This window comes from Kitasatospora sp. NBC_01302, from assembly GCF_035976515.1.
GTDB lineage: Bacteria > Actinomycetota > Actinomycetes > Streptomycetales > Streptomycetaceae > Kitasatospora.
Window position 1 is genome coordinate 4866428 of record NZ_CP108404.1, and the last position, 22768, is coordinate 4889195.

The window sequence follows — 22768 nt, forward strand, 5'->3', positions numbered from 1 at the left end:
CAGACTGCCGCGGCGGCCGATTGTCCAGCACCTTGGTTCGGCTGTGGCCACAATGAACAGACAACCGAACAATCGGTTGGGAGGCAACACCCCCCTGCCGTCCTTCCCGCGGCCCGCCGGCTTCCGCTGCGGCGACCTCCCCACCCCTTGGAGGTGCCTGATGACCGTCCTCGACCACCGGCCCACCGCGCCCGTCCCCCCGTGGCTGCCCGACGCGAGCGGCCCCAGGACCGACCCCGCACCGCTGCTGCCGGACACCTCCCCGGTCCGCGTCCTCGGCACCCCCGCGCTGGCCAAGTACGACCCCGAGCTGCTGCGCGACCTGTACCGCCGACTGGTGGTGGGCCGCCGCTACAACCAGCAGGCGACCACCCTCACCAAGCAGGGCCGGCTCGCGGTCTACCCCTCCTCCACCGGCCAGGAGGCCTGCGAGGTGGCGGCGGCGGCCGTGCTCGGCGCCGACGACTGGCTCTTCCCCAGCTACCGCGACACCCTCGCGGTGGTCGGGCGCGGGGTGGACCCGCTGGCCGCGCTGACCCTGCTGCGCGGCAGCGCGCACACCGGCTACGACCCCCGGGCCACCCGGACCGCGCCGCTCTGCACCCCGCTGGCCACCCAGGCGCCGCACGCGGTCGGGCTGGCGCACGCGGCGCGGCTGCGCGGCGAGCCGGTGGTGGCGCTCGCCATGCTCGGCGACGGCGGCACCAGCGAGGGCGACTTCCACGAGGCGCTGAACTTCGCCGCGGTGCTGAACGCCCCGGTGGTCTTCCTGGTGCAGAACAACGGCTACGCCATCTCGGTGCCGCTCACCAAGCAGTCGGCGGCGCCGAGCCTGGCGCACAAGGCGGTCGGCTACGGGATGCCCGGACGGCTGGTGGACGGCAACGACGTGGTGGCCGTGCACGCGGTGCTGGCCGAAGCGATGGACCGGGCCAGGTCCGGCGGCGGGCCGACCCTGGTGGAGGCGCTGACCTACCGGCTGGAGGCGCACACCAACGCCGACGACGCGACCCGCTACCGGGTCGGCGAGGAGGTGGAGGCCTGGCGCGCGCACGATCCGCTGGTGCTGATGGAGCGCCACCTGCGCGAGGCCGACCTGCTGGACGACGCGACGGTGGCCCGGGCGGCCGAGGAGGCCGAGGCGGTGGCGGCCACCATGCGCGCGGAGTTCCACGCCGAGCCCGAGCTCGACCCGCTCAGCCTGTTCCGGCACGTGTACGCCGAACCGACGCCGCAACTCATGGAGCAGGCGGAACAGTTGGCGGCCGAGCTGGCGGCCGAGCAGGCGGGGGCGGGGGCGTGAACGTGATGACCACGGAGCAGGGTGTGCGCACCAGCAGCATGGCGCAGGCGCTCAACGCCGCGCTGCGCGACGAGATGCGGGCCGACCCGGCGGTGCACCTGCTGGGCGAGGACGTCGGCACCCTGGGCGGGGTCTTCCGGATCACCGACGGCCTGGCGGCCGAGTTCGGCGCGGACCGCTGCCTGGACACCCCGCTGGCCGAGGCGGGCATCCTGGGCACCGCGATCGGCATGGCGATGTACGGGCTGCGCCCGGTGGTGGAGATGCAGTTCGACGCCTTCGCCTACCCCGCGATGGAGCAACTCGTCTCGCACGTGGCCAAGATGCGCAACCGGACGGCGGGCGGGCTCGGCCTGCCGATCACCGTGCGGGTGCCCTACGGCGGCGGGATCGGCGGGGTGGAGCACCACAGCGACTCCTCCGAGGCGTACTACACGGCCACCCCCGGGCTGCACGTGGTCACCCCGGCCACCGTCTCCGACGCCTACGGCCTGCTGCGGGCCTCGATCGCCTCGGACGACCCGGTGATCTTCCTGGAGCCCAAGCGGCTCTACTGGTCCAAGGACGAGCTGGACACCACGGCCCCGAGCGAGCCGATCGGGCGCGCGGTGCTGCGCCGGGCCGGGCGCTCGGCGGTGCTGATCACCTACGGGCCCTCGCTGCCGGTCTGCCTGGAGGCGGCCGAGGCGGCCAGGGCCGAGGGCTGGGACCTGGCGGTGCTGGACCTGCGCAGCCTGGTGCCGTTCGACGACGCGACGGTCTGCGAGGTGGTCCGCTCGGTGGGCCGCGCGGTGGTGGTGCACGAGGCGAGCGGGTTCGGCGGCGTCGGTGCCGAGATCGCCGCCCGGGTCAGCGAGCGCTGCTTCCACCACCTGGCCGCTCCGGTGCTGCGGGTGACCGGCTTCGACATCCCCTACCCGCCGCCGATGCTGGAGCACCACCACCTGCCCGGCGTGGACCGGATCCTGGACGCGGTCGCCAAGCTGCAGTGGGAGGACTGAGCGTGATGCCCATCGTGCGTGAGTTCACCCTGCCGGACCTCGGCGAAGGACTGACCGGGGCCGAGGTGGTGCGCTGGCTGGTGGAGGTCGGCGACGTGATCGCCGTCGACCAGCCGGTGGTGGAGGTGGAGACCGCCAAGGCGATGGTGGAGGTGCCCTGCCCGTACGGCGGGGTGGTCACCGCGCGCTACGGCGAGGTCGGCGAGGAACGGGCGGTGGGACAGCCGCTGGTGACGGTGGCGGTCTCGCCGGAGCCGGGCACCACCGTGCCCGATGCCGCGGGGCCGCAGGAGAACGAGCGCCCGCTGGTGGGGTACGGCGTGGCGGAGGGCGGCAAGGGCTCGCGTCGGCGCCGGGTGGGTGCTGCGGCCCCGGCCGGGCAGGCCGTCGCTGCTCCGGTCGCCGCTCCGCAGCCGGTGGTCGAGCAGCCGGCCACCGCGATCGCGGTGATCTCCCCGCTGGTGCGCAGGCTGGCCCGGGAGCACGGCGTCGACCTGGCCGCCGTTGCCGGCAGCGGCCCGGACGGGCTGATCATGCGGGCCGACGTGGAACGCGCGATCCTGCCGGCCGCCGCCCCGGCACCCGCCGCGGTGCCTGCGGACGCGGAGGTCGTCCCGCTGCGCGGGCTGCGCCGCACGGTGGCCGAGAAGCTCACCCGCAGCCACCACGAGATCCCGGCGGTCACTGTCTGGGTGGACGCGGACGCGACCGAACTGCTCGCCGTGCGCGCCCAGATGAACCAGGCACCGGACGCCCCGAAGGTCAGCCTGCTCGCACTGTTCGCCCGGATCTGCGTGGCCGCGCTGGCCCGCCACCCCGAGCTCAACTCCAGCGTGGACCTGGACGCGAACGGCGCCCCGGTCGCGCTGCGCCGGCACACCGCCGTCCACCTGGGCTTCGCCGCGCAGAGCGAGCGCGGTCTGGTGGTCCCGGTGGTGCGCGACGCGCAACGGCTCACCACCGAGCAACTGGGCGCGGAGCTGGGCCGGTTGACAGCTTCCGCACGCGCCGGCACGCTCACCCCGGCCGAGCTGACCGGAGGCACCTTCACCCTCAACAACTACGGCGTCTTCGGCGTCGACGGCTCCACCCCGATCCTCAACCACCCGGAGGCGGCGATGCTCGGGGTGGGCCGGATCACGGCCAAACCATGGGTCCACGAAGGCCAGTTGGCAGTGCGCCAGGTCACCCAGCTGTCGTTCACCTTCGACCACCGGGTCTGCGACGGCGGCACGGCGGGCGGCTTCCTGCGCTTCGTCGCGGACTGCGTGGAGCGACCGGGGATGCTGCTGCGGCAGGTGTGAGCAGCGTGCGACGCGGAGCAGGGCCGCGGCGGTGCTTCATGATGACCGCCGTGGCCAAGCCGAGGAGGGGTCTTCCGACCTGGGGATCCCGGCCTCCGCTGAACCCGTGCTGGCAAGTTCGGGCAAGTTCGGCGTTCTGAGCCCGCAACTGCGGCACGCTGTGTCACAGCGCTCGACTCCGCAGCCAAAGGAGACGCACGATGGCACTGCACAGGCTTGGGAAGGACCCGGAGAGTCGCAACGGCAACTCGCCTACCGTCTACTACGACGACGTCACCGACAACTACCTGCTACAAGGGTGGAAGGTGCTTGACGAGGAGCGGCTGTCGCAGCTGGACATCCCGGACCACGAGGATGTCATCGAGTTCCCGCGCCGCATGATGAAGTTCTTCCCGGAGGTCAACCACGGTGCCGACGCCGACAGTTGATCAGTTGCTCAGGGAAGCGACCAGGAGCGCCAAGCACCTTGAGATGCGCGACGGGTACATGCTCGACGACCCGTGCTTCATCACCTGGCAGCGGGAGAACCGGGTAGAGCTGGACGCTGGGAGCCAGGCGTGGCGCGCGGCAGTCTCAGGTGCCACGCACCGAGGAGTCCAGGTGCAGCGCGCCCGCGTCTTCTCGACGCCCGCCAGCGACTACCTGCGCTTCGAGTACGAGTACACGACGTCGCTCAACCAGCCTGCCGGCGAGGACGTCCGATGGCTTCCGCGACGGCGGAGTACCGCCATCGCTCTACCGGGGAACGACTTCTGGCTGTTCGACGATGAGACCCTCCTCGTTCTTCACTTCGCGGGCAACGGCGACTGGGAGGGCGCCGAGATCGACACGCGACCGGCAGCCATCGACCTGTGCCGGGAGGCATTCGAGGCCGTCTGGCGACAAGCCGTGCCGCACGAGGACTACAGCATCGTCTGACGAACAGTGACCTCCGAAACACCAGCGGTCCGCCAGCGCCGGCTCGACCTCGGAAAGCGGCTGGGAGAGATCCGGAGAGACGCACGCCTCACAGCGCGGGAGCTCGCCTCTCGCGCTGGTTGGCACGAGTCCAAGTGCTCCAACATCCAGAGCGGACGCAGGCTCCCCAGCAGCGACGACATCCGCGCGTGGACAGCCGTGTGCGGTGTGCCCGAACAAGCCGACGACCTGATCGCCGCCGCCCACGGCATCGAGGGAATGTACGTCGAATGGCGGCGCGCCGCACGCAACGGTGCCCGCCACATTCAGTACACGGCGGTACCGCTCTTCAAGGGCACCCGGCACTTCCGCATCTACGAGCCAGGCGTCATTCCTGGGCTCCTCCAGACGAGGGCCTACGCTGGGGCCATCCTCAGCACGTCCGTACGCCGCTTGGATTCAGGTGCCGACGTCGAAGCGGAGATCGAAGCGGCGGTCGAGGGCAGGCTGCAGAGGCAGGAAGTGCTCTACGACGGCGGTGGGCGGCGCTTCGCCTTCCTGATCGAAGAGTCCGCGCTGCGCTCCCGCGTGGCCGATGACGAGACTATGGCCGCCCAGTACGGCCATCTCCTGCGGGTCGCCGAGCTACCGCATGTCAGCCTCGGCGTCATCCCGTCCGGCGTTCGGCGCGCGGTGTGGCCGGTCGAAGGGTTCTGGATCTTCGACCAGGCGCGTGTCGTCGTCGAGACCGTCACGGCCGAGATCACCATCACCCAGCCCAGCGAGGTGCGGCAGTACGCCCGCACCTTCGCCCAGCTCGGGCAGCTCGCTGTTCACGGCGCTGCTCTCCGGTCTCTTGTGACCACCGCGATCGACTCGCTGGGCTGAACCTCCCGGCAAACCAGGGCAAGTTCCTGGAGACGCGGTCGCCGTGGCTCCTACCTTCTTCCTGGGGACAGTACCAACTGCCCCGAGGAAGTGGGTTGTTGTGGCCGCGAGCACCCGAATCAGGAAGACGGTCAGCGCCGGGGAGATGGCCGAGGTCCGAGCCGAGTACCTCGCCGCACAGGGGGATCGCGTCGCGCGCGGCACGCCCGAACTGGTCAACACCGCGTGGTGCGGCTGTCCGAAGCACCAGTGCACGAAGGACGACATTATCGTGACATCTCCCACCGAGAGGCCACCAGGCCCCATGCCGCCGGATGGCGACACCACCGACCCCGACCGCGACGAGTAGGAAGCAGGAGGAACTACTCATGAGCACTGCCACGATGAAGCACAAGGGGGACGCGAAGCCGCCGCCGAAGCACGCGGGCAAGCCCGCGCCGGAGAACCCCAACCCGCCGCAGAAGTAGCGGTTCGGCCAGCAGGGCGGCAGGCCCCTCGCGCGCGTCGCGTCGTGAGGGGCCTGCCGCCGTTTTCGAGGGAGAACGGCGATGGATGACCGACTTGTCATCGCGTACAGCACACGGCACTTCTCCGAGACGGACTGGGCTCTGAGGGCGGACCGCTGGACGGCGTCCTTCTACCAGAATGACTCGGGCAAGGTATTCGGGACCGCCGTGATCACCCGTGTTGTTCCTGGTGCGGTCCCGAACATCCGGGAGACGCTGGCTGCCGACCCGGGCCTTCTCGACCGCATCCCGCAGGTGATCTTCACCGAGGACGGCAGGATGACCCCTGCCGTGGCCGAGCTGCGGCCCTCGCTGTTGCTCCTGCTGGAGTCGGTCGAGGTCTGCGACGAATGGCGCGGGAAGGGCGTGGGGATGCGCCTGGCCGTCGAAGCCCTGCGCCGCCTAGCTGTGCCTGGGGCGCTGGCAGTGTGCTATCCGGCACCCGTCCATCCGCAGCACGGGCCTGGAGAGGTCTGCTCGTACGAGTCCGATGATCCTGAGGTTCGGCGCCCGGACGAGGAGGCCGTGGTGAAGCTCCGGCGCGCCTGGGCGGGGCATGGCTTCTCGCTGCTCGCCGACGCCGTGTACGTCCGCCGGGTGGAGTTCTAGCCAGGTGGAGGGGGTGGGCCCGTCGGGAGGGTGGTGTCCTCGTCGGGCCGGGTCAGCCGGAGGGAGGTGACGACTCCGAGGGCGACGCCGGCGATCGCGAGCGCGAAGCAGATCGCCAGGGCCGCGATGATCAGAGCGTCCTCGGTGCCGGGCCTCACCGGTGGATGCCGATGAGGCGCCGGCCGAGCCGGGCGGCCAGGTCCTGGAGCAGGTGATCGGCCTGCTGGTGGGTGAGGGCGAGGGCGAGTTGTTCGCCGGGGCCGACGTGGATGTCGAGGTCGACGGCGGCCCGGAGCTGGAGGGCGGCGTCGGGCGCGGACTCGACGTCGAGGTGGGCGACGGTGGTCCGCTCGACGTGGGGCGCGGCGCCGCCGAGGATGATCAGGACTCCCATGGTTCTTGCTCCCTCCCTTCCAGCTCGCGGATCAGGTCGAGGAGGTTGAGCAGGGTGCTGACCGGGGCGTTGCCGAAGTTGACGAGGACGTGCCCGTCGACGGTGCCGTTGGTCCGGGCGGAGCCCCAGAGAAGGCCGAACTGGTTTCCTCGCTGCTGGAGTTCGGTGATCAGCTCGGTCACCTGGGCATCGTCGTAGTCGCAGGTACGGGGGTCGGCCGGCGCGATCGGCGCACGGCGGGCGGCGGTCACGCGGCCGAGTCCAGCTCGAACCAGACGCGTTTGCCGCCGCGCTCGTGCGGGTCGGCGCCGAACCGGTGGGTGAGCGCGCGGACCAGGTGCAGGCCCCTGCCGGACAGCTCGTAGGGATCGGCGGTGCGGGGGCGCTGCTCGGGCAGAGCGGGGCTGTCGTCGGCGACGGAGACCCGGAGCGTGCGGAAGGCCTGGTCGGCGAGGAGCACGACCACGACGACGGGCGCGGGGCTGCCGCCGTGCTTCCAGGCATTGACGAAGAGCTCGTGCAGGGCGAGTTCGGCGTCGTGGATGAGGTCGTCGGACCACCCAGCGGTGGTGAGGAGGTCGCGCAGCTCCTTGCGGGCGGCGGACCAGTCGGGCGGCTGGGAGAAGGTGGGGCGGGCACAGGAAGGCATGGGAACCTCCGCGAGGCGGTGGACTGGTGAGGATGAGGATGCGGTGATCGGCGGATGCGTCGCCGTGAGCCAGGCCAGGACGGGACTGGTTGAGGTCGCGTGTGGCTGCTCTGCGGTGCGGGGCAGTGTGCGCCTACTGCCCTGGTGAAAGGCGTTACTGACGATCCGTCGGATCGGGTATGGCAACGACCATAGCGCACGAGGTCCCAAATTTGTGCCGCACATCACGAGGTTCATCCGATCGTGGATGGCACGGTGCTGCGCGTGCGGCAGACTGCTCTCAACCAGCTGTTGAGAGGAGACCATGGCCCTTCGAACGAACCCGACTCTCCGTCAGCGCCGACTTGGCACCGAGCTGCGGCGGATGCGGGAGCAGGCCGGCCTCGGAGGCAGCCAGCTCGCGCGCCAACTCGGCATCAACCCTGCCCATGTCACGCAGATGGAGAGCGGCAGGACCGGGCTCAGCGTGGAGCGCTTGTACACCATCGCTGACCTGTGCATGTGCACCAGCGAGCCCCTGGTCAGCGCGCTGGCCGACATCATCATCAACCGGGGACCGAGCGGCTGGTGGGAGGAGTACCGAGGTGTGCTTTCGTCCCATCTCCTCGATCTGGCAGAGCTGGAGGGGCACGCATCGAAGCTCACCTGCTTTTCTCTGTCCTACGTCCCTGGGCTGCTCCAGACAGGTTCCTACGCCAACGCCTTGTTCGCGCAGACGCTTCTGCCCCTCCCGCAACAGGAAGTCGACACCAGGACCACGTTCCGCCTGCGCAGGCAACAGGTTGTCCGATCAACCGGGACGCCCTACTCGTCACTCCTGTACGAATCCTGCCTACGCGGCCAGTTCGGTGGGGCCGCAGTGCTCCGCGGCCAGCTTGCCTCGCTCCTGGAAGACTCCGAGCGCCCGGGGATCTCGATCAGAGTCGTGCCGTTCGATGCGGCAGTCTTTCCGATCCCGAGTGAGAGCATCGGCCACATGGCAGGCCCAGTAGCGGAGTTGGACACCATCCAGCTCGATGCCTTTGACGGTTCCCGCCTCCTCGACTCACCCGCTCAGCTTGGGCGCTATCGCGCAACCTTTGATCGCATCGGATCTATTGCACTGTCAGAAGATGAATCACGCGTCTTCATTCGTTCCATCATGAAAGAGATGCAAGGAATCAATGACTAGCTCACAGTGGCAGAAGTCCAGCTTCAGCAGCAATGACGAGGAGTGCGTCGAAGTCCGCACCGCCGACGGCCTGATCGAGCTCCGCGAGTCCGACGAGGGCGACGTCATCGTCCGCACCACCCCCGTCAAGTTCGCCAAGTTCCTCCAGGGTGTCAAGGACGGCGAGTTCGACCACTTCGCCAGCCCATCCAACTGAACCATCGGGCCGTTGCCCGCCGAAGGCCGCCGAGCTGCGCGAAGGCGCGGGTCGGCGGCCTTCTTCCGCTGTGCGTCGGCTACACCAGAGCGGACCCACCCGCCGGCCCGGTGCGCAAAGGGAGCGACCCTAGCGCGCGGACCGGGCGTCCGTCCGGCGTTTGCGCGATTTGTCGGATCAGCTGTTCGGCCGTGCCACGCTGCTGGAGGCGTTGCTGGGACGACCGGAGGCGAAACGATTCTCTTGAGCACGCGACAGGTCACCGTGAAATCGCTCGCCGCGATGCTGGTCCGCTCGGGGCAGGGGTCGGCCGCGGCCACCTCGGTGCCGGGGATGACGACGCCGCTGCCGACGCCGGTGGCGCCCCAGCCGACCGGGCAGGTCGTGCCGCCGATGCCGACCGAGCCGCCGGCCGTACCGCCCGCCGCCCCACCGGCCACCACCCCGCCGGTCACTCCCCTGCCGGTCGGCCCCGCGCCGGTCGCCCCGTCGGTCGCCGCTCCGGCCGGTTCGGCGCTCGACCTGGTGCGCCCCGCCCCCGCCGCCGAGCCCCGCCCGGCCATCGAGCCGCTGTTCCGCTGGGCCCCCGGCCTCAACTGGACCGGACCGGGCGATGGTTGGAGCCAGGCCTGGGCGGCGCCGGGCCCGCCCACCGTCCCCGGTCCCGCTCCCGGGCAGTTCGCACCGGCCGCCCCGGTCGACGCCGCCCAACCGCCCACCGCCCGCGACCTGGAGCTGATCCGGGCCACCCTGGCGGTGGTCGAGCCGGTGGCGGACCGGGCCACCGCACACTTCTACGCGCTGATCTTCCTGCACCACCCCGAGGTGCGCTCGCTCTTCCCCGCCGCCATGGACGTGCAGCGCGACCGCCTCTTCCGGGCCCTGCTCCAGGCCGCCCGCAGCGCCGACGACCCGGCGGGCCTGACCGCCTACCTGGCCCGGCTCGGCCAGGGCCACCGCAAGTACGGCACGCTCAGCGGCCACTACGCGCCGGTGGGCGAGTGCCTGGTGGCGACGCTCGCGCGGTACTGCGGCACCCGCTGGGACGCCGAGGCCGAGCTGGCCTGGCGCCGGGTCTACGGGCTGGTCTCCCGGATCATGATCGAGGCCGCCGAGCAGGCGGCCGTCGGCTCGCCGCCCTGGTGGCAGGCCGAGGTGGTCTCGCACCGGAGGCTGGGCCGGGACGTGGCGGCGATCACCGTGCGGCCCGACCAGGCCTACCCGTACCGGGCCGGCCAGTACACCAGCCTGGAGACGCCCTGGTGGCCGCGGGTCTGGCGGCACTTCTCGTTCGCCACCGCGCCGCGCCCCGACGGGCTGCTGACCTTCCACGTCAAGGCCCTGCAGGCCGGCTGGGTGAGCAGCGCGCTGGTGCGCCGGGCGGCGCCCGGGGACGTGCTGCGGCTGGGTCCGCCCGCCGGGAGCATGGTGCTCGACCACGCCGTGCCGGCCCCGCTGCTCTGCCTGGGCGGCGGTACCGGGATCGCGCCGATCGCCGCGCTGGTCGAGGAGTTGGCCGCGCACGGCAACCCGGCCGGGCGCCAGGTGGCGGTCTTCTACGGCGCCCGGCTGCACGCCGACCTCTACCAGCTGCCGGAGCTGCAGGAGTCGGCGCGGCGGCACGCCTGGCTCACGGTCTGCCCGGTGGTCTCCGAACCGGACGAGGAGCCCGGCGGCGACGGTGCGCTGCGCGGGCTGCTGGGTGACGTGGTGGTGCGCAACGGTCCGTGGGACGGGCACCACGCCTACCTCAGCGGTCCGGCGGCGATGGTGCGCCGCTCGGCTGCCGCGCTGCTGCGCTCGGGGGTGCGGGCCGAGCACCTGCACCACGACCTGCCCGACGGGCAGAGCTGAACCCGGCAGGCCTCAGCCCAGGTCGGGGGCGAGCAGCGCGCGCACCCCTTCGATGTTGGCGGCCAGGTAGGCGCGCAGCGAGGGCGGCACCAGGTTGACCGAGGTGACGCCCTCGCGGGTGAACGGCAGCCGGACGATCTCGTACTCGCCGCGCGGCTCGTCCACCTCGGGTCCGTGCCGCAGCGCCGGGTCCAGCGCGGCCAGCCGGCAGACGAAGAAGTGCTGCACCTTGACCCCGTGCGGATGGGCCGGGCTGCCGTCCTCGTGGTGGTGGTGGGCGACGGTGTCCACGAAGGCGGGCACCACGTCGACCACCTTGCCGCCCAGCTCCTCGTCCACCTCGCGGTGCAGTGCGTCGGTCACGGTGCGGTCCTCGGGCTCCACGCCCCCGCCCGGGGTGATCCAGTACGGAGGCGCTCCCGGCCTGGTGCGCTTGATCACGATCAGCTCGGCGGTGCCCTGCCAGGGGTCGTCGCTCGGCAGGTCGAGCAGGATCGCCCGTGCGGTGCGTTTGACCACCGGACGGGGGTGCGGCGTCACCTGGGCCACGTGGGTCACCTCCGGATGCTCCTGTGCCGGAGCATCCCGCAGCTCAGGGAGCCCGAAACTCGCACGCGCGAGCGAAATGTCCGGCCGAACGGCTCAGCCGTCGTCTGCTCGGCCGACGACGCTCCAGTCCTCGTCGGTTCAGTCCTCGTCGCCGATCGCGAGGTGCAGGCCCCAGGCCACCACGCTGATGATCAGCGAGCCGAGCAGGGCGGGGACGAAGCCCTCGACGTGGAAGTCGAGCTTCAGGCGGTCGGAGGCGAAGGAGGTCAGCCAGAACATCAGCGCATTGATCACGAAGGTGATCAGCCCCAGCGACAGGATGAACAGCGGGAACGAGAAGAACTTCACCAGGGGCTTGATCAGCCAGTTGACCACCCCGAAGATCAGCGCGACGGCGATCACCGTCAGCGTCTTCTGCTTCCAGTCCCCGCCGGACAGGGTGATGCCGTTGACGATCCAGGCGGCCACCCAGATGGCTGCCGCGTTGATGAGGGTCTTGACCACGAAGTGCTTCATGCTTCCGCATGGTCGCAGGCCCAGGCGGCCGGTGGAAGCACCTACAGGAGGAGCAGCGGATGAAGGTCTTTCGACTCGACGAGCTCGATCGGCACCGGGCCGGGCAGCAGGGCGCCTATCTGCGCTTCCTCAAGGAGGGCACCATGTCGGCGGGCCTGTACGCGCTCGCGCCCGGTGAACAGGACACCCAGTCCGCGCACCCGCAGGACGAGCTCTACCAGGTGGTCAGCGGGCGGGCCTCGCTGACCGTGGGGGAGGAGACCTGCACGGTGGGGCGCGGCAGCGTGGTCTTCGTGCCGGCCGGGGTGCCGCACCGGTTCCACCACATCACCGAGGAGCTGCGGGTGCTGGTGGTCTTCTCGCCGCCGGAGGACTGAGGCTGCCCGTGATCCTCCGGCAGGCGGAACGTAGGGTCGCTGACATGACCCAGACCCTGACCGAGGAGCTGTGGGCCGAGAGCGTCGCGCCGGTCTACACCAAGATCCTCGAGCACCCGTTCCTGGCCGGTCTGACCGACGGCACGCTGCCGCGCGAGGCCTTCGCCCACTTCGTCGTCCAGGACTCGCACTACCTGCGCGACTACGCCAGGGCGCTGGCCGTCTGCGCGGCCAAGGCGCCGGGCGAGGAGGAGGTGCGGGCCTTCGCCGACGACGCGATCGGGGCGCTCGCCGCCGAGCAGGGCATGCACGCGGAGTTCCTCGCCGTCTTCGGCCACAGCGCGGCCGAGGCCGCCGCCCTGCCGGTGCTGCCGACCACCCGGGCCTACACCAGCTACCTGCTCGCCACCGCCTACGGCGGATCCTTCGCGGAGGCGGTGGCGGCCGTGCTGCCCTGCTACTGGGTCTACGCCAAGGTGGGCGAGCAACTGCTCGCCCGCTCCTCCCCCGATCCGCTCTACGCGCGGTGGATCGCGGTCTACGGCGAGGAGTCCTTCCAGTCGGTGGTGCGCCGGGTGCTGGCGCTCACCGACCGGCTCGGCGAGCAGCTCGGGGCGGCCGAGCGGCGGCGGGTGCACGAGCACGTGCGCACCACCACCCGGTACGAGTGGATGTTCTGGGACGCCGCCTGGCGGGGCGAGGGCTGGCCGGTCTGACCGCCCGCGCCCGGCGGGCGTAAGCCACCGGTAAGGGCGACCCTGAGGGACCGGGGTCAGGGCCGTCTCCGGGTTCTCTCAGGGGCCTGAACTCTCGTTTCCGCTACGGCGCCCTCGTACGATCGAAGTACCGAAAGCGGACGGGATGCGGCGATCAAGGGCCGGACCCGCAAGGGAGAAAAGGAACCGAAATGGCTGAGATCTGGAAGTCGCTGCCGTCCTGGATGCGCAACGTCGTGGTCCCGATCCTGGTGCTGATCCTCGCCATCAACCTTCTCGGCATGGTCCTCGGCGTGGTCAGTGCGATCATCTGGTTCGCCTTCAAGGCGCTGATCGTGGTCGGCATCGCCGCCGCGGTGGTGATCCTGGTCAAGAAGGCCGCCAAGGGCTGATCCAACGCCGCCTCCGCTCCGGCGCCCGTACCTGCACCGCAGGTGACGGGCGCCGCGGCGTTTCGTGACAACCGCCGGTGCGCGGCATGACAGCTGTCATGCGGCACTGGCGACATCAGGCACTGATGGCCGGTCAGCTCCGACTGGGAGTCTCTACCTCGTAGCCGAGCGGGACCAACGGGAGGACCGGACCATGAGCGAGACCAGCACCCTGCAGCCGAGCACCACCGCCGCCGCCACTGCCGCCACTGCCGCCAAGGCCGGCAACCCGCTGGTGACCGCCCTGCTGCCGCTGGCGGTCGACGTCGCGGTGCCGCTGGGCGTCTACTACGCCGCGCACTCGGTCCTCGGGGTGAGCATGGTCGGCGCGCTGATGGTCAGCAGCCTGCTGCCGGCCGTGCGCACGGTCCACGGCCTGGTCCGCGACCGCAGGGTCAACGGGCTGGCGGGCCTGATGCTGGTGGTCAACCTGGTCGGCCTGCTGGCCACCTTCCTGACCGGCGACCCGCGGCTGATGATCGCCAAGGACGGCCTGGTCAGCAGCGCGATCGGCGGCGGCATCCTGGTCTCCGCACTGCGCGGCAACCCGCTGATGGCCGCCGGCCTGCGCCCGTTCCTGACCCGCGGCGACGCCCGGCTGGAGGCCGCCTGGGAGCGGCTGGCCGCGGGGTCGCCGGCCTTCGCGAAGGCCACCCGGCGGCACTCGCTGATCTGGGGCGCGGCCCTGCTGCTGGAGTGCGCGGCCCGGGTGGTCGGGGCCTACACGCTGCCGCTGGCCACGATGGTCTGGCTGCCCACCGTCTTCCTGGTCGGCGCGATCGCGCTGGCCGGCCTGGTCAGCGGTCCGTCCGCCGAGCTGCTCAAGAAGATGCTCGCCGACCAGGCCTGAACAGCCCCGACCCACCTCCCACCGACCCGTAGCGAGAGAGAAGAACGGCCATGCGCGGCAAGGGCATCAACTACGACACCGGCTTCGCCCCGGTCGGCGAGATCTCCCGGAGCTCCTTCGAGCCCGCCGTGGTGCGCGAGGAAATGCGGGTGATCGCCGAGGAGTTGCACTGCACCGCGGTGCGGATCTCCGGCGCCGATCCGCAGCGGATCGAGCTGGCGGCCGAGTTCGCCGCGGCGTACGGCCTCCAGGTCTGGTTCGCGCCGTTCCCCTGCGACCTGGCCCAGGACCAGCTGCTGCCGCTCTTCGCCGACTGCGCCCGGCGGGCCGAGCGGATCCGCTCGCTGGGCGCCGAGGTGGTGCTGGTGCTGGGCTGCGAACTCAGCCTCTTCGCCGCCGGGTTCCTGCCGGGCGAGGACTTCCCGGCCCGGCTGGCGAACCTGACCAGCACCGACCCCGCGGTGCGCGCGGGCCTCAAGGACGCCGGTGCCCGGCTGAACGCCTTCCTGGCCCGGGCCGCCGCCACCGCCCGCGAGCAGTTCCACGGCCGGCTCAGCTACGCCTCGGGCATCTGGGAGCACGTCGACTGGACGCCCTTCGACCTGGTCGGTGTGGACGCCTACCGGGACGCCGGCAACGCCCCGCGCTACCAGGAGCAGTTGCGCGCCCACTTCCGGCACGGCAAGCCGGTGGTGGTCACCGAGTTCGGCTGCTGCGCCTACCAGGGCGCCGGGGCGCGCGGCGGGATGGGCTGGGCGGTGACGGAGTACGGGCCGGACGGCGTCGAGTACGTCACCGAACCGCTGGTGCGGGACGAGGACGAACAGGTCCGCTACCTCGGGGAGCTGCTGGCCGAGTTCGAGGAGGCCGGGGTGGACTCGGCGTTCTGGTTCACCTTCGCCCACTACCGGGCGCCGCACCGCCCGGAGCAGCGGTTCGACCTCGACCTCGGCTCGTACGGCGTGGTCGCGGTGCTGCCGGCCGACGGGCTCGACGGTGCCGGGGAGCGCCCGGGCCGGCGCCCGAAGCGGGTCTTCGCGGCCTTGGCCGAGGCCTACCGCGACTGACCCCCACAGACGAGTGGCCCGTTCCGCGCGGGGGGCGGAACGGGCCACTCAGGTCATGCTGGTGACGGACGATCAGGCGGTCGGTTCGCCCTGGACCGGGATCGTCTGGGTGCCGCCCCGGTGGGTACCGCTGCCCGTGACGTCGTGCTCGGCCGCCGCGGGGGCGTCCGTGCCGTTCATGGAGCTCAGCAGCTGGCGGGCCAGGCCGAGGCCGGTGCCGCCCATGGTGAGCGCCTTGGCGAACATCTCGCCCATCCCCTCCGCGCCGTTGAGCAGCACCATGTGCTCGACGTTGCCGAAGGCCTCGGCGCCGGCCCGGACGATCTCCGGCCAGTGCTCGGCGAGCTGCTGGGCGACCACCGCCTCCTGGTTCTCGGCGAGGGCGGCCGCACGGGCCTTGATCGCCTCGGCCTCGGCCAGACCGAGGGCGCGGGCCGCCTCGGCGGCGGCCAGACCCTTGGCCTCGGCCGCGGCGGCCTCGGCCTGCCCGGTGGCGCGGGTGGACTCGGCGGAGGCCAGGCCGCGGGCCTTGGTGGCCTCGGCCTCGGCCTGCGCGGCGATCTTCACCCGGTTCGCCTCGGCCGCGGCCTTCAGCTCGGTCTCCCGGGCCTGCGCCTCGGCGGCGGAGATCCGCGCGTCGCGGTCGGCCTCGGCCTTGGTGCGGGTCTCGTAGGCGCGGGCGTCGGCCGGCTTGCGGACCTCGGCCTGCAGCTGCTGCTCCTTGCGGTGACCCTCCAGCTCGGCGACCTTGGTCTCCTGGACCACGACCTCCTGGCGGGAGGCGGCCTGGGCCAGCGGGCCGGCCTGCAGGGCGCGGGCAGCCGCGGTGTCCATCTCGGCCTGGTAGCCGGCCTGCTGGATCCCCGAGTTGCGGGTCGCCTCGGCCTTGCGGGCGAAGGCCTCCTGCTCGGCCTCGGTGGCCTCGCGGTCGGCCGCGGCGGCCGCGATGCGCGCGTCGCGCTGGACGGCGGCGGCGTGCGGGGCGGCCAGGTTCTTGATGTAGCCGGTCGGGTCCAGGATCTCCTGGATCTGCAGCGAGTCGATGATCAGACCGAGCTTCTCCATCTCGGTCCCGGAGGCCGCCCGGGTCTCCCCGGTCAGCCGCTCGCGGTCGCGGATCATCTCCTCGACGGTCAGCCCGCCGACGATCGAGCGCAGGTGTCCGGCGAAGACGTTGTGGACCCGCTGGCCCATCATCTTCTGCTGGTCCAGGAAGCGGCGCGCGGCGTTGGCGATCGAGACGGTGTCGTCGCCGACCTTGAAGATCACCACGCCCTTGACCTGGACCGGGATCCCCTGCGAGGTCACGCACTCGACGTCCAGGTCGGCCTCGTTGAGGTCGAGCGAGAGCTTGCGCACGGTCTGGATGCCGGGGGTGACCAGCGTCCCGCGCCCGGTCACCACCCGGAAGCCCAGGCCCTCGGCGAGGCCTTCGGTGCGGTGCTTCGAACCGGAGATGATCAGTGCTTCATTGGGCTCGGCGACGCGCCAGCACATCTTGAAGAGCACGATCACGATCACGACTGCCGCGGCGACGATCCCCGCGATGGTGCCGATCAACATCGGCTTTTTCCCCCTTCAGGGCACACCGCTCCGTGGCTGCGCTCGGTTGTGCAGGATTGCGCGGAACGCGGTGGCGAGTCGAGATTGTGCGCCTCTTTCGATCTCATGGGAAGTCAGCTCCGGCGTGTCCCGCACCACTGTGACAACCCGTCACCGGCCGTGCTCGACGATCACCGAACGCGACGCAGTACGGGGCGCGAGTTGCCGTGACGGGCGCCCCGTACCGGGTGGGATCCGCTGCCCCGGCCCCGGGGCGCCGCCAGGGTTCAGCCCATGGCCGGGGCGACGTAGACGGTGCGCGGCGGCTGGTACTCGACCACCACCACCGGGGTGCCGACGGGCAGCGCCTCGCCCGGCAGCGCCAGGTAGGCGAGGAAGGCCTCGCTGCTCTGCCGCTCCGGCACCGCCAGCATCACCTCGCCGACCAGCCCCGCTCCCACCTTGCCGGTCACCCGCCCCGTGTAGCCGATCATCCGACTCGCCCCCTCTGAAGCCCATGAACGCCAACCACCGCCCGGTGCGCGCGGTTTGCGCCACCAGTGTGGCCCACGGGTCGGACGGCCCGGCGGTGGCGGGTGCGCCGGGCGGGGCCGGTCGCCGGCCGGCGCGGGTATCGGTGGCCGGACCCCTACTGGACCGCGGTGCTGCGCCCCGGTTACCGTGAGGACGCTTCGGGCAGGCAAGTCCGCCTGCCCACGGGAGCTCGGAGCACCGGGCTGAGAGGGCGCTGAAGGGCCCAGGGCCGTAGAACACCGGCCGTGGACCGACCGCTGCGTCGACCGCAGGAACCTGACCGGGTAATGCCGGCGTAGGGAGTAGAGGGTCTGATGACCGTTTTTGATGACGCACGTCCGGGCGCCGACGAGAGCGCCGCGACCGCCAGCAGCGGGGTGCGCAGCGCGTCCACCGGGTACCCCACGCCGGCCTGGCGCAAGGCCTACCGCGAGGGCTCCCGCCCCGACCTGCGGGTCCCCTACCGCGAGGTGCAGCTGACCAACGGCCGCACCGTCCCGCTGTACGACACCTCCGGCCCGTACACCGACGCCGCCTTCGAGCCGGACGTGCGCCGCGGCCTGCCCGCGCTGCGCGACCCGTGGATCCGCCAGCGCGGCGACGTCGAGGAGTACGACGGCCGCGAGGCCCGCCCCGAGGACGACGGGATCAAGCACACCTCCCCGCGCGGCGGCAACCTGCGCAACCTGGACGCGGTCTTCCCCGGCCGCCCGCGCCGCCCGCTGCGCGCCCGTGACGGCGTCGCCGTCACCCAACTCGCCTACGCCAAGCGGGGCATCATCACCCCCGAGATGGAGTTCATCGCACTGCGCGAGGGCCTCGCGGCGGAGTTCGTCCGCGAGGAGGTGGCGCGCGGCCGGGCCGTCATCCCGCTGAACGTGAACCACCCCGAGGTCGAGCCGGCCATCATCGGCACCAACTTCCTGGTGAAGATCAACGCCAACATCGGCAACAGCGCGGTCACTTCCTCCATCGAGGAGGAGGTGGAGAAGATGACCTGGGCCACCCGCTGGGGCGCCGACACGGTGATGGACCTCTCCACCGGCCGCAACATCCACACCACCCGCGAGTGGATCCTGCGCAACTCCCCGGTGCCGATCGGCACCGTGCCGCTCTACCAGGCGCTGGAGAAGGTGGACGGCAAGGCCGAGGAGCTGAGCTGGGAGGTCTACCGCGACACCATCATCGAGCAGTGCGAGCAGGGCGTCGACTACATGACGGTGCACGCCGGCGTGCTGCTGCGCTACGTCCCGATGACCGCCCGCCGCAAGACCGGCATCGTCTCGCGCGGCGGCTCGATCATGGCCGCCTGGTGCCTGGCGCACCACCAGGAGAACTTCCTCTACACCAACTTCGAGGAACTCTGCGACATCCTGCGCGCCTACGACGTCACCTTCTCGCTCGGCGACGGCCTGCGCCCGGGCTCGATCGCGGACGCCAACGACGAGGCGCAGTTCGCCGAGCTGCAGACGCTCGGCGAGCTCGGCCGGATCGCCCGCGAGCGCGACGTGCAGGTGATGATCGAGGGCCCGGGCCACGTCCCGATGAACAAGATCCGGGAGAACATGGACCTCCAGAAGGAGATCTGCGACGAGGCCCCCTTCTACACCCTGGGCCCGCTCACCACCGACGTCGCGCCCGGCTACGACCACATCACCTCCGGCATCGGCGCCGCCATGATCGCCTGGTGGGGCACGGCGATGCTCTGCTACGTCACGCCCAAGGAGCACCTGGGCCTGCCCAACCGCGACGACGTCAAGACCGGCGTGATCACCTACAAGATCGCCGCCCACGCGGCCGACCTGGCCAAGGGCCACCCCGGCGCCCAGGCCTGGGACGACGCGCTCTCCGACGCCCGCTTCGAGTTCCGCTGGGAGGACCAGTTCAACCTGGCCCTCGACCCGGAGACCGCCCGCGCCTTCCACGACGAGACGCTGCCGGCCGAACCCGCGAAGACGGCGCACTTCTGCTCGATGTGCGGGCCGAAGTTCTGCTCGATGAAGATCAGCCAGAAGATCCGCGACGAGCACGGCGACGGCTCGACGGCGGTCAGCACCGACTTCGACGCGGCGGCGCTGGCGGGCATGGCCGAGAAGTCGGCCGAGTTCGCGGAGCACGGCAACCGGGTGTACCTGCCGCTGGCGGACTGACGTCCAACTGCACCTCGCTGCCGCCCCGGTGGGCTTCGACGCTTGCCGGGGCGGCAGCGTGTCCGTGCACGGAAGGCGGAGGACAACACACTTGTCCGGACTTCGGACGCGGGCACATTCAAGGAACTGCTGACCACCGACGACGTGGACGCCGCGATGAAGGAAGCGGAGAGTGGCCTGACTCTCGTGGCCATCAACGCGGTCTACGGCTGTGCGGCTGGCATGGCCCGCCCCGGCGCCCGCATCGCCCTGGAGAACACCTCCAAGCGCCCGAACCGGCTGCTGACGGTCTTTGCCGAGCAGGACCTGGAAGCCACCGCGCGGATGCGCTCGTATTTCGCGGACATCCCGCCGTCCGAGCCGTCGTTCGCGGTGTTCAAGGATGGCGAGCTGGTGTACTTCATGCCGCGCCACCGTATCGAGGGGCGTGATGCCCAGGCAGTGGCCAGGGACCTCGGCGACGTGTTCGACGAGTTCGGCGAGTAGTCCCGACCGGCCACGGCTGCGGTATGGTCCCTGCCTCGACCGGAGACCGCCAGAGACGGGTCTCCCCTCGACCGTTGCCAGCAGGTGGAGGGCATGACCCGCACCATGGGCGAGCCCTCTCCTGGACGTCAGGGGAGGGCTCGCCGCTATCTGCACTTTGCAGCTAGTGGCGCTAGAGTGCAGATATGACAGCGCTCACCATCCGGGATGTCCCGGACGATCAGATCCAGACCCTGAAGGTTCGCGCCGCCCAGGCCGGCAAGTCGCTCCAGGCATTCATGCAGGATCTGATCGCCAGGGAAGCGTCCAAGCCCACCATGGCGGAGATGATGGAGCGGCTGAACCGGGAGACCACCGCCGACGTCAGCGCCGCCGATATCCTCGCTGCCATCGACGAGGGGCGAGCCGGGCGTTGATCGTCATCGACTGCTCCGCGCTCGTCCTGGTCCTCACGGCCCACAGTCCCGACGGAGAGCTCATCCGGAGCCGGGTGGCCGAGGCTGGGGACGTCTACGCTCCCACTCTCCTGGACTACGAGATCCAGTCGGCCCTCCTCGGCATGCGGCGTGGCGGCAAGCTGGCCGGGAAGGAAGTGGAGCGGGCGGTCGCCGCATACCGCATGCTTCCCATCGCCAAACGGGAGACGCTGCCGTTCTGGGACCGGGTGAAGACGCTGCACGCCAACCTCAGCGCCTACGACGCCCAGTACGTCGCGCTGGCGGAAGCCCTCGGCGCACCGCTGATCACCAGTGACGCGAGGATCAAACGCAGCGGTGCGGCAAAGTGCGAGGTCGAGGTGTTCGCCTCGATCCGCCCATAGACCGACCGCAACTCATCCTGGTGGTGCCTTTGCTGAAGCCGGCGAACTGCGCTGCGGGGGTGATCGGCGTGGTCGGGCCGGTCGGCTCGTGGCGGCAGGTGCGGCTGTCCGCGATGGCACGCCTCGGCGAGGGGGGTGCGCACGGCTGCCGTCCCGGATCGGTGTCGGAGTCTGTCAACGATCATGATCGTATGCCAGCCGGCCCGGCCGCGGACACCTCGTTGGTGTGCTGACAGCGCTGCCTTCGCTGGGACAGGATGGGCGCATGCCAGATACGAAGCTCACCCCGCGCCGGATCGCCGATGCCTACGTCGAACAGGTGGCCGCCCAGGACCCGGCGACCGCACAGTGGTTGGGGGATCCGGTCGGGCTGGACCGGCTGCCGGACCTGTCGCCGGAGGGCTACGAGGCCAAGGCCGAACTGGACCGCGGGACGCTGGCCCTGCTGGACGCTGCCCCGGCCGGCGAGGGCCCCGTCGAGGCGGCCTGCGCGCGGCTGCTGCGCGAGCGGCTGACGGCGGAGCTGGCCTGCCACGACGCGGGCGACCACTTCATCGGGCTGCGCACGCTGCACACGCCGGTGCAGCAGCTGCGCCGGATCTTCACCCTGATGGACACCGGGACCGCGGACGACTGGTCGCACGTGGCGAACCGGCTGCGCGCGCTGCCCGACGCACTGGACGGCTTCCGGACCACCCTGAGCGAGGGCATCTCGCGCGGCCTGCTCTCCGCGCCGCGCCAGGTCGACGGCGTGATCGAGCAGTTGACCGCCTGGACCGGCGAGGAGAGCGGCACGGCGAGCTGGTTCACCGGCTTCGTGGCGGACGGTCCCGAGCGGCAGCGCGCCGAGCTGGACGAGGCGGCGCTGCGGGCCACCGCCGCGATCGCGGAGTTCCGCGACTGGCTGCGCTCCGACTACGCGCCGGCGGCCGTCGGGGTGCCGGACGCGGTCGGCCGGGAGCGCTACCTGCGCTCGGCCCGGCGCTCGACCGGGGCCGACGTGGACCTCGCCGAGGCGTACGCGTGGGGCTGGTCCGAGTTCCACCGGACGCTGGCCGAGATGGAGGACGCGGCGCGCCGGGTGCTGCCGGGGGCGAGCCTGGCCGAGGCCGTGACCCACCTGAACGAGCACGGCCACCGGATCGAGGGCGAGGAGGGCATCCGGTCCTGGCTCCAGGAGTTGATCGAGGAGGCGATCGAGGCGCTGGACGGCACCCACTTCGACATCGCGGGCCCGCTGCGCCGGGTGGAGACCCTGATCGCGCCGCCCGGCAGCTCGGTGGCGCCGCACTACTCCGGCCCCAGCATGGACTTCGGCCGGCCGGGCCGGACCTACCTGCCGACCCTCGGCCAGCAGAGCTTCCCGACCTGGCGGCTGGTCAGCACCTGGTACCACGAGGGCGTGCCGGGCCACCACCTCCAGCTCGCCCAGTGGGTGACCCGGCAGGACGAGCTCAGCCGCTACCAGGTCACCCTCGGCAAGGTCAGCGCCAACGTGGAGGGTTGGGCGCTGTACGCCGAGCGGCTGATGCACGAACTGGGCTTCCTCGCCGACCCGGGCCGCTACCTCGGCTACCTCGGCAAGCAGATGCTGCGGATCATCCGGGTGATCATCGACATCGGCATGCACCTGCGGCTGGCGATCCCGGCCGACTCCCCCTTCCACCCCGGCGAGCAGTGGACGCCGGAGCTGGGCCTGGCGTTCATGGCCGCCTACGAGGGCAGCACGCCGGCCCGCCAGCTGGGCGAGGTGACCCGCTACCTCGGTCTGCCGGGCCAGGCGATCGGCTACAAGCTGGGCGAGCGCGCCTGGCTGGCCGGGCGGGCGGCCGCCCAGCAGCGCCGCGGTGCCGCCTTCGACCTCAAGTCCTGGCACATGGCGGCCATTTCGCAGGGCTCGTTCGGGCTGGACGACCTGACGGACAACCTCGCGGGGCTGTAGCCCCGGCCCGTCCGGC

29 protein-coding genes are annotated in these 22768 nt (G+C 71.4%); 21 read left to right on the forward strand and 8 right to left on the reverse strand.

All coding sequences use genetic code 11. The features are described from left to right. Positions 1-160 precede the first annotated feature (160 nt). The 8 genes from pdhA to OG294_RS21025 all read left to right on the forward strand — a co-directional run bounded on the left by pdhA (position 161) and on the right by OG294_RS21025 (position 6508). Entirely contained in the window at positions 161-1303 is a 1143-nt protein-coding gene (gene pdhA, locus OG294_RS20990) for a pyruvate dehydrogenase (acetyl-transferring) E1 component subunit alpha (protein ID WP_327068046.1), read from the forward strand. A gap of 5 nt (positions 1304-1308) precedes the next feature. Continuing rightward, positions 1309-2304, forward strand: coding sequence for an alpha-ketoacid dehydrogenase subunit beta (locus OG294_RS20995; protein WP_327068047.1), 996 nt, complete (start codon positions 1309-1311; stop codon positions 2302-2304). A 5-nt stretch (positions 2305-2309) separates the two neighbouring features. After that, positions 2310-3608, forward strand: coding sequence for a dihydrolipoamide acetyltransferase family protein (locus OG294_RS21000; RefSeq protein ID WP_327068048.1), 1299 nt, complete (start codon positions 2310-2312; stop codon positions 3606-3608). Positions 3609-3808: 200 nt separating this feature from the next. Continuing rightward, positions 3809-4036 carry a hypothetical protein gene (locus OG294_RS21005; RefSeq protein ID WP_327068049.1) on the forward strand — a complete coding sequence of 76 codons (228 nt, stop codon included), beginning with the start codon at positions 3809-3811 and terminating at the stop codon, positions 4034-4036. Positions 4037-4040: 4 nt separating this feature from the next. After that, complete coding sequence (locus tag OG294_RS21010) at positions 4041-4526, forward strand: DUF6879 family protein (protein WP_327068050.1); 486 nt, start codon at positions 4041-4043, stop codon at positions 4524-4526. A 6-nt stretch (positions 4527-4532) separates the two neighbouring features. Beyond that, complete coding sequence (locus OG294_RS21015) at positions 4533-5393, forward strand: helix-turn-helix domain-containing protein (protein ID WP_327068051.1); 861 nt, start codon at positions 4533-4535, stop codon at positions 5391-5393. 100 nt (positions 5394-5493) lie between these two features. Further along, positions 5494-5742: a hypothetical protein gene (locus OG294_RS21020; RefSeq protein ID WP_327068052.1), complete on the forward strand. Its 249-nt coding sequence runs from the start codon at positions 5494-5496 to the stop codon at positions 5740-5742. A gap of 199 nt (positions 5743-5941) precedes the next feature. Beyond that, positions 5942-6508: a hypothetical protein gene (locus OG294_RS21025; protein ID WP_327068053.1), complete on the forward strand. Its 567-nt coding sequence runs from the start codon at positions 5942-5944 to the stop codon at positions 6506-6508. On the opposite strand, the gene OG294_RS21030 is transcribed toward OG294_RS21025, so the two are convergent. From OG294_RS21030 to OG294_RS21045, 4 genes are read right to left on the reverse strand one after another with little or no spacing between them, the layout of a single operon-like run. Continuing rightward, on the reverse strand, positions 6505-6666 hold the full coding sequence (locus OG294_RS21030; RefSeq protein WP_327068054.1) for a hypothetical protein: 162 nt from the start codon (positions 6664-6666) through the stop codon (positions 6505-6507). The two genes, OG294_RS21025 and OG294_RS21030, sit on opposite strands and share 4 nt — an antisense overlap. Next, positions 6663-6902: a hypothetical protein gene (locus OG294_RS21035; RefSeq protein WP_327068055.1), complete on the reverse strand. Its 240-nt coding sequence runs from the start codon at positions 6900-6902 to the stop codon at positions 6663-6665. Before OG294_RS21035 ends, OG294_RS21030 begins: the two co-directional genes overlap by 4 nt. Further along, complete coding sequence (locus OG294_RS21040; protein WP_327068056.1) at positions 6890-7153, reverse strand: hypothetical protein; 264 nt, start codon at positions 7151-7153, stop codon at positions 6890-6892. The genes OG294_RS21035 and OG294_RS21040 overlap by 13 nt, the downstream gene beginning before the upstream one ends. After that, positions 7150-7551 carry an ATP-binding protein gene (locus OG294_RS21045; RefSeq protein WP_327068057.1) on the reverse strand — a complete coding sequence of 134 codons (402 nt, stop codon included), beginning with the start codon at positions 7549-7551 and terminating at the stop codon, positions 7150-7152. The genes OG294_RS21040 and OG294_RS21045 overlap by 4 nt, the downstream gene beginning before the upstream one ends. A gap of 304 nt (positions 7552-7855) precedes the next feature. On the opposite strand from OG294_RS21045, the gene OG294_RS21050 reads away from it, so the two are divergent. The 3 genes from OG294_RS21050 (at position 7856) to OG294_RS21060 (ending at position 10772) form a co-directional block, all read left to right on the forward strand. After that, complete coding sequence (locus OG294_RS21050) at positions 7856-8722, forward strand: helix-turn-helix domain-containing protein (protein WP_327068058.1); 867 nt, start codon at positions 7856-7858, stop codon at positions 8720-8722. Next, positions 8715-8918 (forward strand): DUF397 domain-containing protein, encoded by a 204-nt coding sequence (locus tag OG294_RS21055; protein WP_327068059.1) that lies wholly within the window; start codon positions 8715-8717, stop codon positions 8916-8918. The genes OG294_RS21050 and OG294_RS21055 overlap by 8 nt, the downstream gene beginning before the upstream one ends. 243 nt (positions 8919-9161) lie before the next feature. Further along, on the forward strand, positions 9162-10772 hold the full coding sequence (locus OG294_RS21060; RefSeq protein WP_327068060.1) for a globin domain-containing protein: 1611 nt from the start codon (positions 9162-9164) through the stop codon (positions 10770-10772). 12 nt (positions 10773-10784) lie between these two features. Here OG294_RS21060 and OG294_RS21065 read toward each other — a convergent pair whose 3' ends face one another. Together OG294_RS21065 and OG294_RS21070 are read right to left on the reverse strand one after the other, a co-directional pair. Then, complete coding sequence (locus OG294_RS21065; protein ID WP_327071616.1) at positions 10785-11321, reverse strand: NUDIX hydrolase; 537 nt, start codon at positions 11319-11321, stop codon at positions 10785-10787. A 138-nt stretch (positions 11322-11459) separates the two neighbouring features. Next, complete coding sequence (locus OG294_RS21070; protein WP_327068061.1) at positions 11460-11837, reverse strand: phage holin family protein; 378 nt, start codon at positions 11835-11837, stop codon at positions 11460-11462. A 59-nt stretch (positions 11838-11896) separates the two neighbouring features. Between OG294_RS21070 and OG294_RS21075 the strand changes: the two genes are divergently transcribed. The 5 genes from OG294_RS21075 to OG294_RS21095 all read left to right on the forward strand — a co-directional run bounded on the left by OG294_RS21075 (position 11897) and on the right by OG294_RS21095 (position 15278). Then, the gene (locus tag OG294_RS21075) at positions 11897-12214 is read left to right on the forward strand and encodes a cupin domain-containing protein (protein ID WP_327068062.1); all 318 of its coding nucleotides are present in this window, start codon (positions 11897-11899) and stop codon (positions 12212-12214) included. 44 nt (positions 12215-12258) lie between these two features. Beyond that, on the forward strand, positions 12259-12930 hold the full coding sequence (gene tenA, locus OG294_RS21080; RefSeq protein WP_327068063.1) for a thiaminase II: 672 nt from the start codon (positions 12259-12261) through the stop codon (positions 12928-12930). Between the two features lie 191 nt (positions 12931-13121). After that, a complete protein-coding gene (locus tag OG294_RS21085) occupies positions 13122-13322 on the forward strand; it encodes a DUF5326 family protein (RefSeq protein ID WP_327068064.1) in 201 nt (66 codons plus the stop codon). Between the two features lie 193 nt (positions 13323-13515). Further along, positions 13516-14211 carry a VC0807 family protein gene (locus tag OG294_RS21090; RefSeq protein WP_327068065.1) on the forward strand — a complete coding sequence of 232 codons (696 nt, stop codon included), beginning with the start codon at positions 13516-13518 and terminating at the stop codon, positions 14209-14211. A 50-nt stretch (positions 14212-14261) separates the two neighbouring features. Continuing rightward, positions 14262-15278, forward strand: coding sequence for a hypothetical protein (locus tag OG294_RS21095; RefSeq protein WP_327068066.1), 1017 nt, complete (start codon positions 14262-14264; stop codon positions 15276-15278). A gap of 72 nt (positions 15279-15350) precedes the next feature. On the opposite strand, the gene OG294_RS21100 is transcribed toward OG294_RS21095, so the two are convergent. Next, positions 15351-16841 (reverse strand): SPFH domain-containing protein, encoded by a 1491-nt coding sequence (locus OG294_RS21100; protein ID WP_327068067.1) that lies wholly within the window; start codon positions 16839-16841, stop codon positions 15351-15353. A gap of 266 nt (positions 16842-17107) precedes the next feature. Continuing rightward, entirely contained in the window at positions 17108-17314 is a 207-nt protein-coding gene (locus tag OG294_RS21105) for a hypothetical protein (RefSeq protein ID WP_327068068.1), read from the reverse strand. A 354-nt stretch (positions 17315-17668) separates the two neighbouring features. Between OG294_RS21105 and thiC the strand changes: the two genes are divergently transcribed. The 5 genes from thiC to OG294_RS21130 all read left to right on the forward strand — a co-directional run bounded on the left by thiC (position 17669) and on the right by OG294_RS21130 (position 22752). Continuing rightward, on the forward strand, positions 17669-19504 hold the full coding sequence (gene thiC, locus OG294_RS21110; RefSeq protein WP_327068069.1) for a phosphomethylpyrimidine synthase ThiC: 1836 nt from the start codon (positions 17669-17671) through the stop codon (positions 19502-19504). A gap of 42 nt (positions 19505-19546) precedes the next feature. Continuing rightward, on the forward strand, positions 19547-19990 hold the full coding sequence (locus tag OG294_RS21115) for a BrxA/BrxB family bacilliredoxin (RefSeq protein WP_327068070.1): 444 nt from the start codon (positions 19547-19549) through the stop codon (positions 19988-19990). Positions 19991-20175: 185 nt separating this feature from the next. Continuing rightward, positions 20176-20406 carry a FitA-like ribbon-helix-helix domain-containing protein gene (locus OG294_RS21120; RefSeq protein WP_327068071.1) on the forward strand — a complete coding sequence of 77 codons (231 nt, stop codon included), beginning with the start codon at positions 20176-20178 and terminating at the stop codon, positions 20404-20406. Continuing rightward, positions 20403-20810, forward strand: a complete 408-nt coding sequence (locus OG294_RS21125; protein WP_327068072.1) for a type II toxin-antitoxin system VapC family toxin — start codon at positions 20403-20405, stop codon at positions 20808-20810. Before OG294_RS21120 ends, OG294_RS21125 begins: the two co-directional genes overlap by 4 nt. Before the next feature lie 265 nt (positions 20811-21075). Next, complete coding sequence (locus OG294_RS21130) at positions 21076-22752, forward strand: DUF885 domain-containing protein (RefSeq protein ID WP_327068073.1); 1677 nt, start codon at positions 21076-21078, stop codon at positions 22750-22752. Positions 22753-22768: the final 16 nt, after the last annotated feature.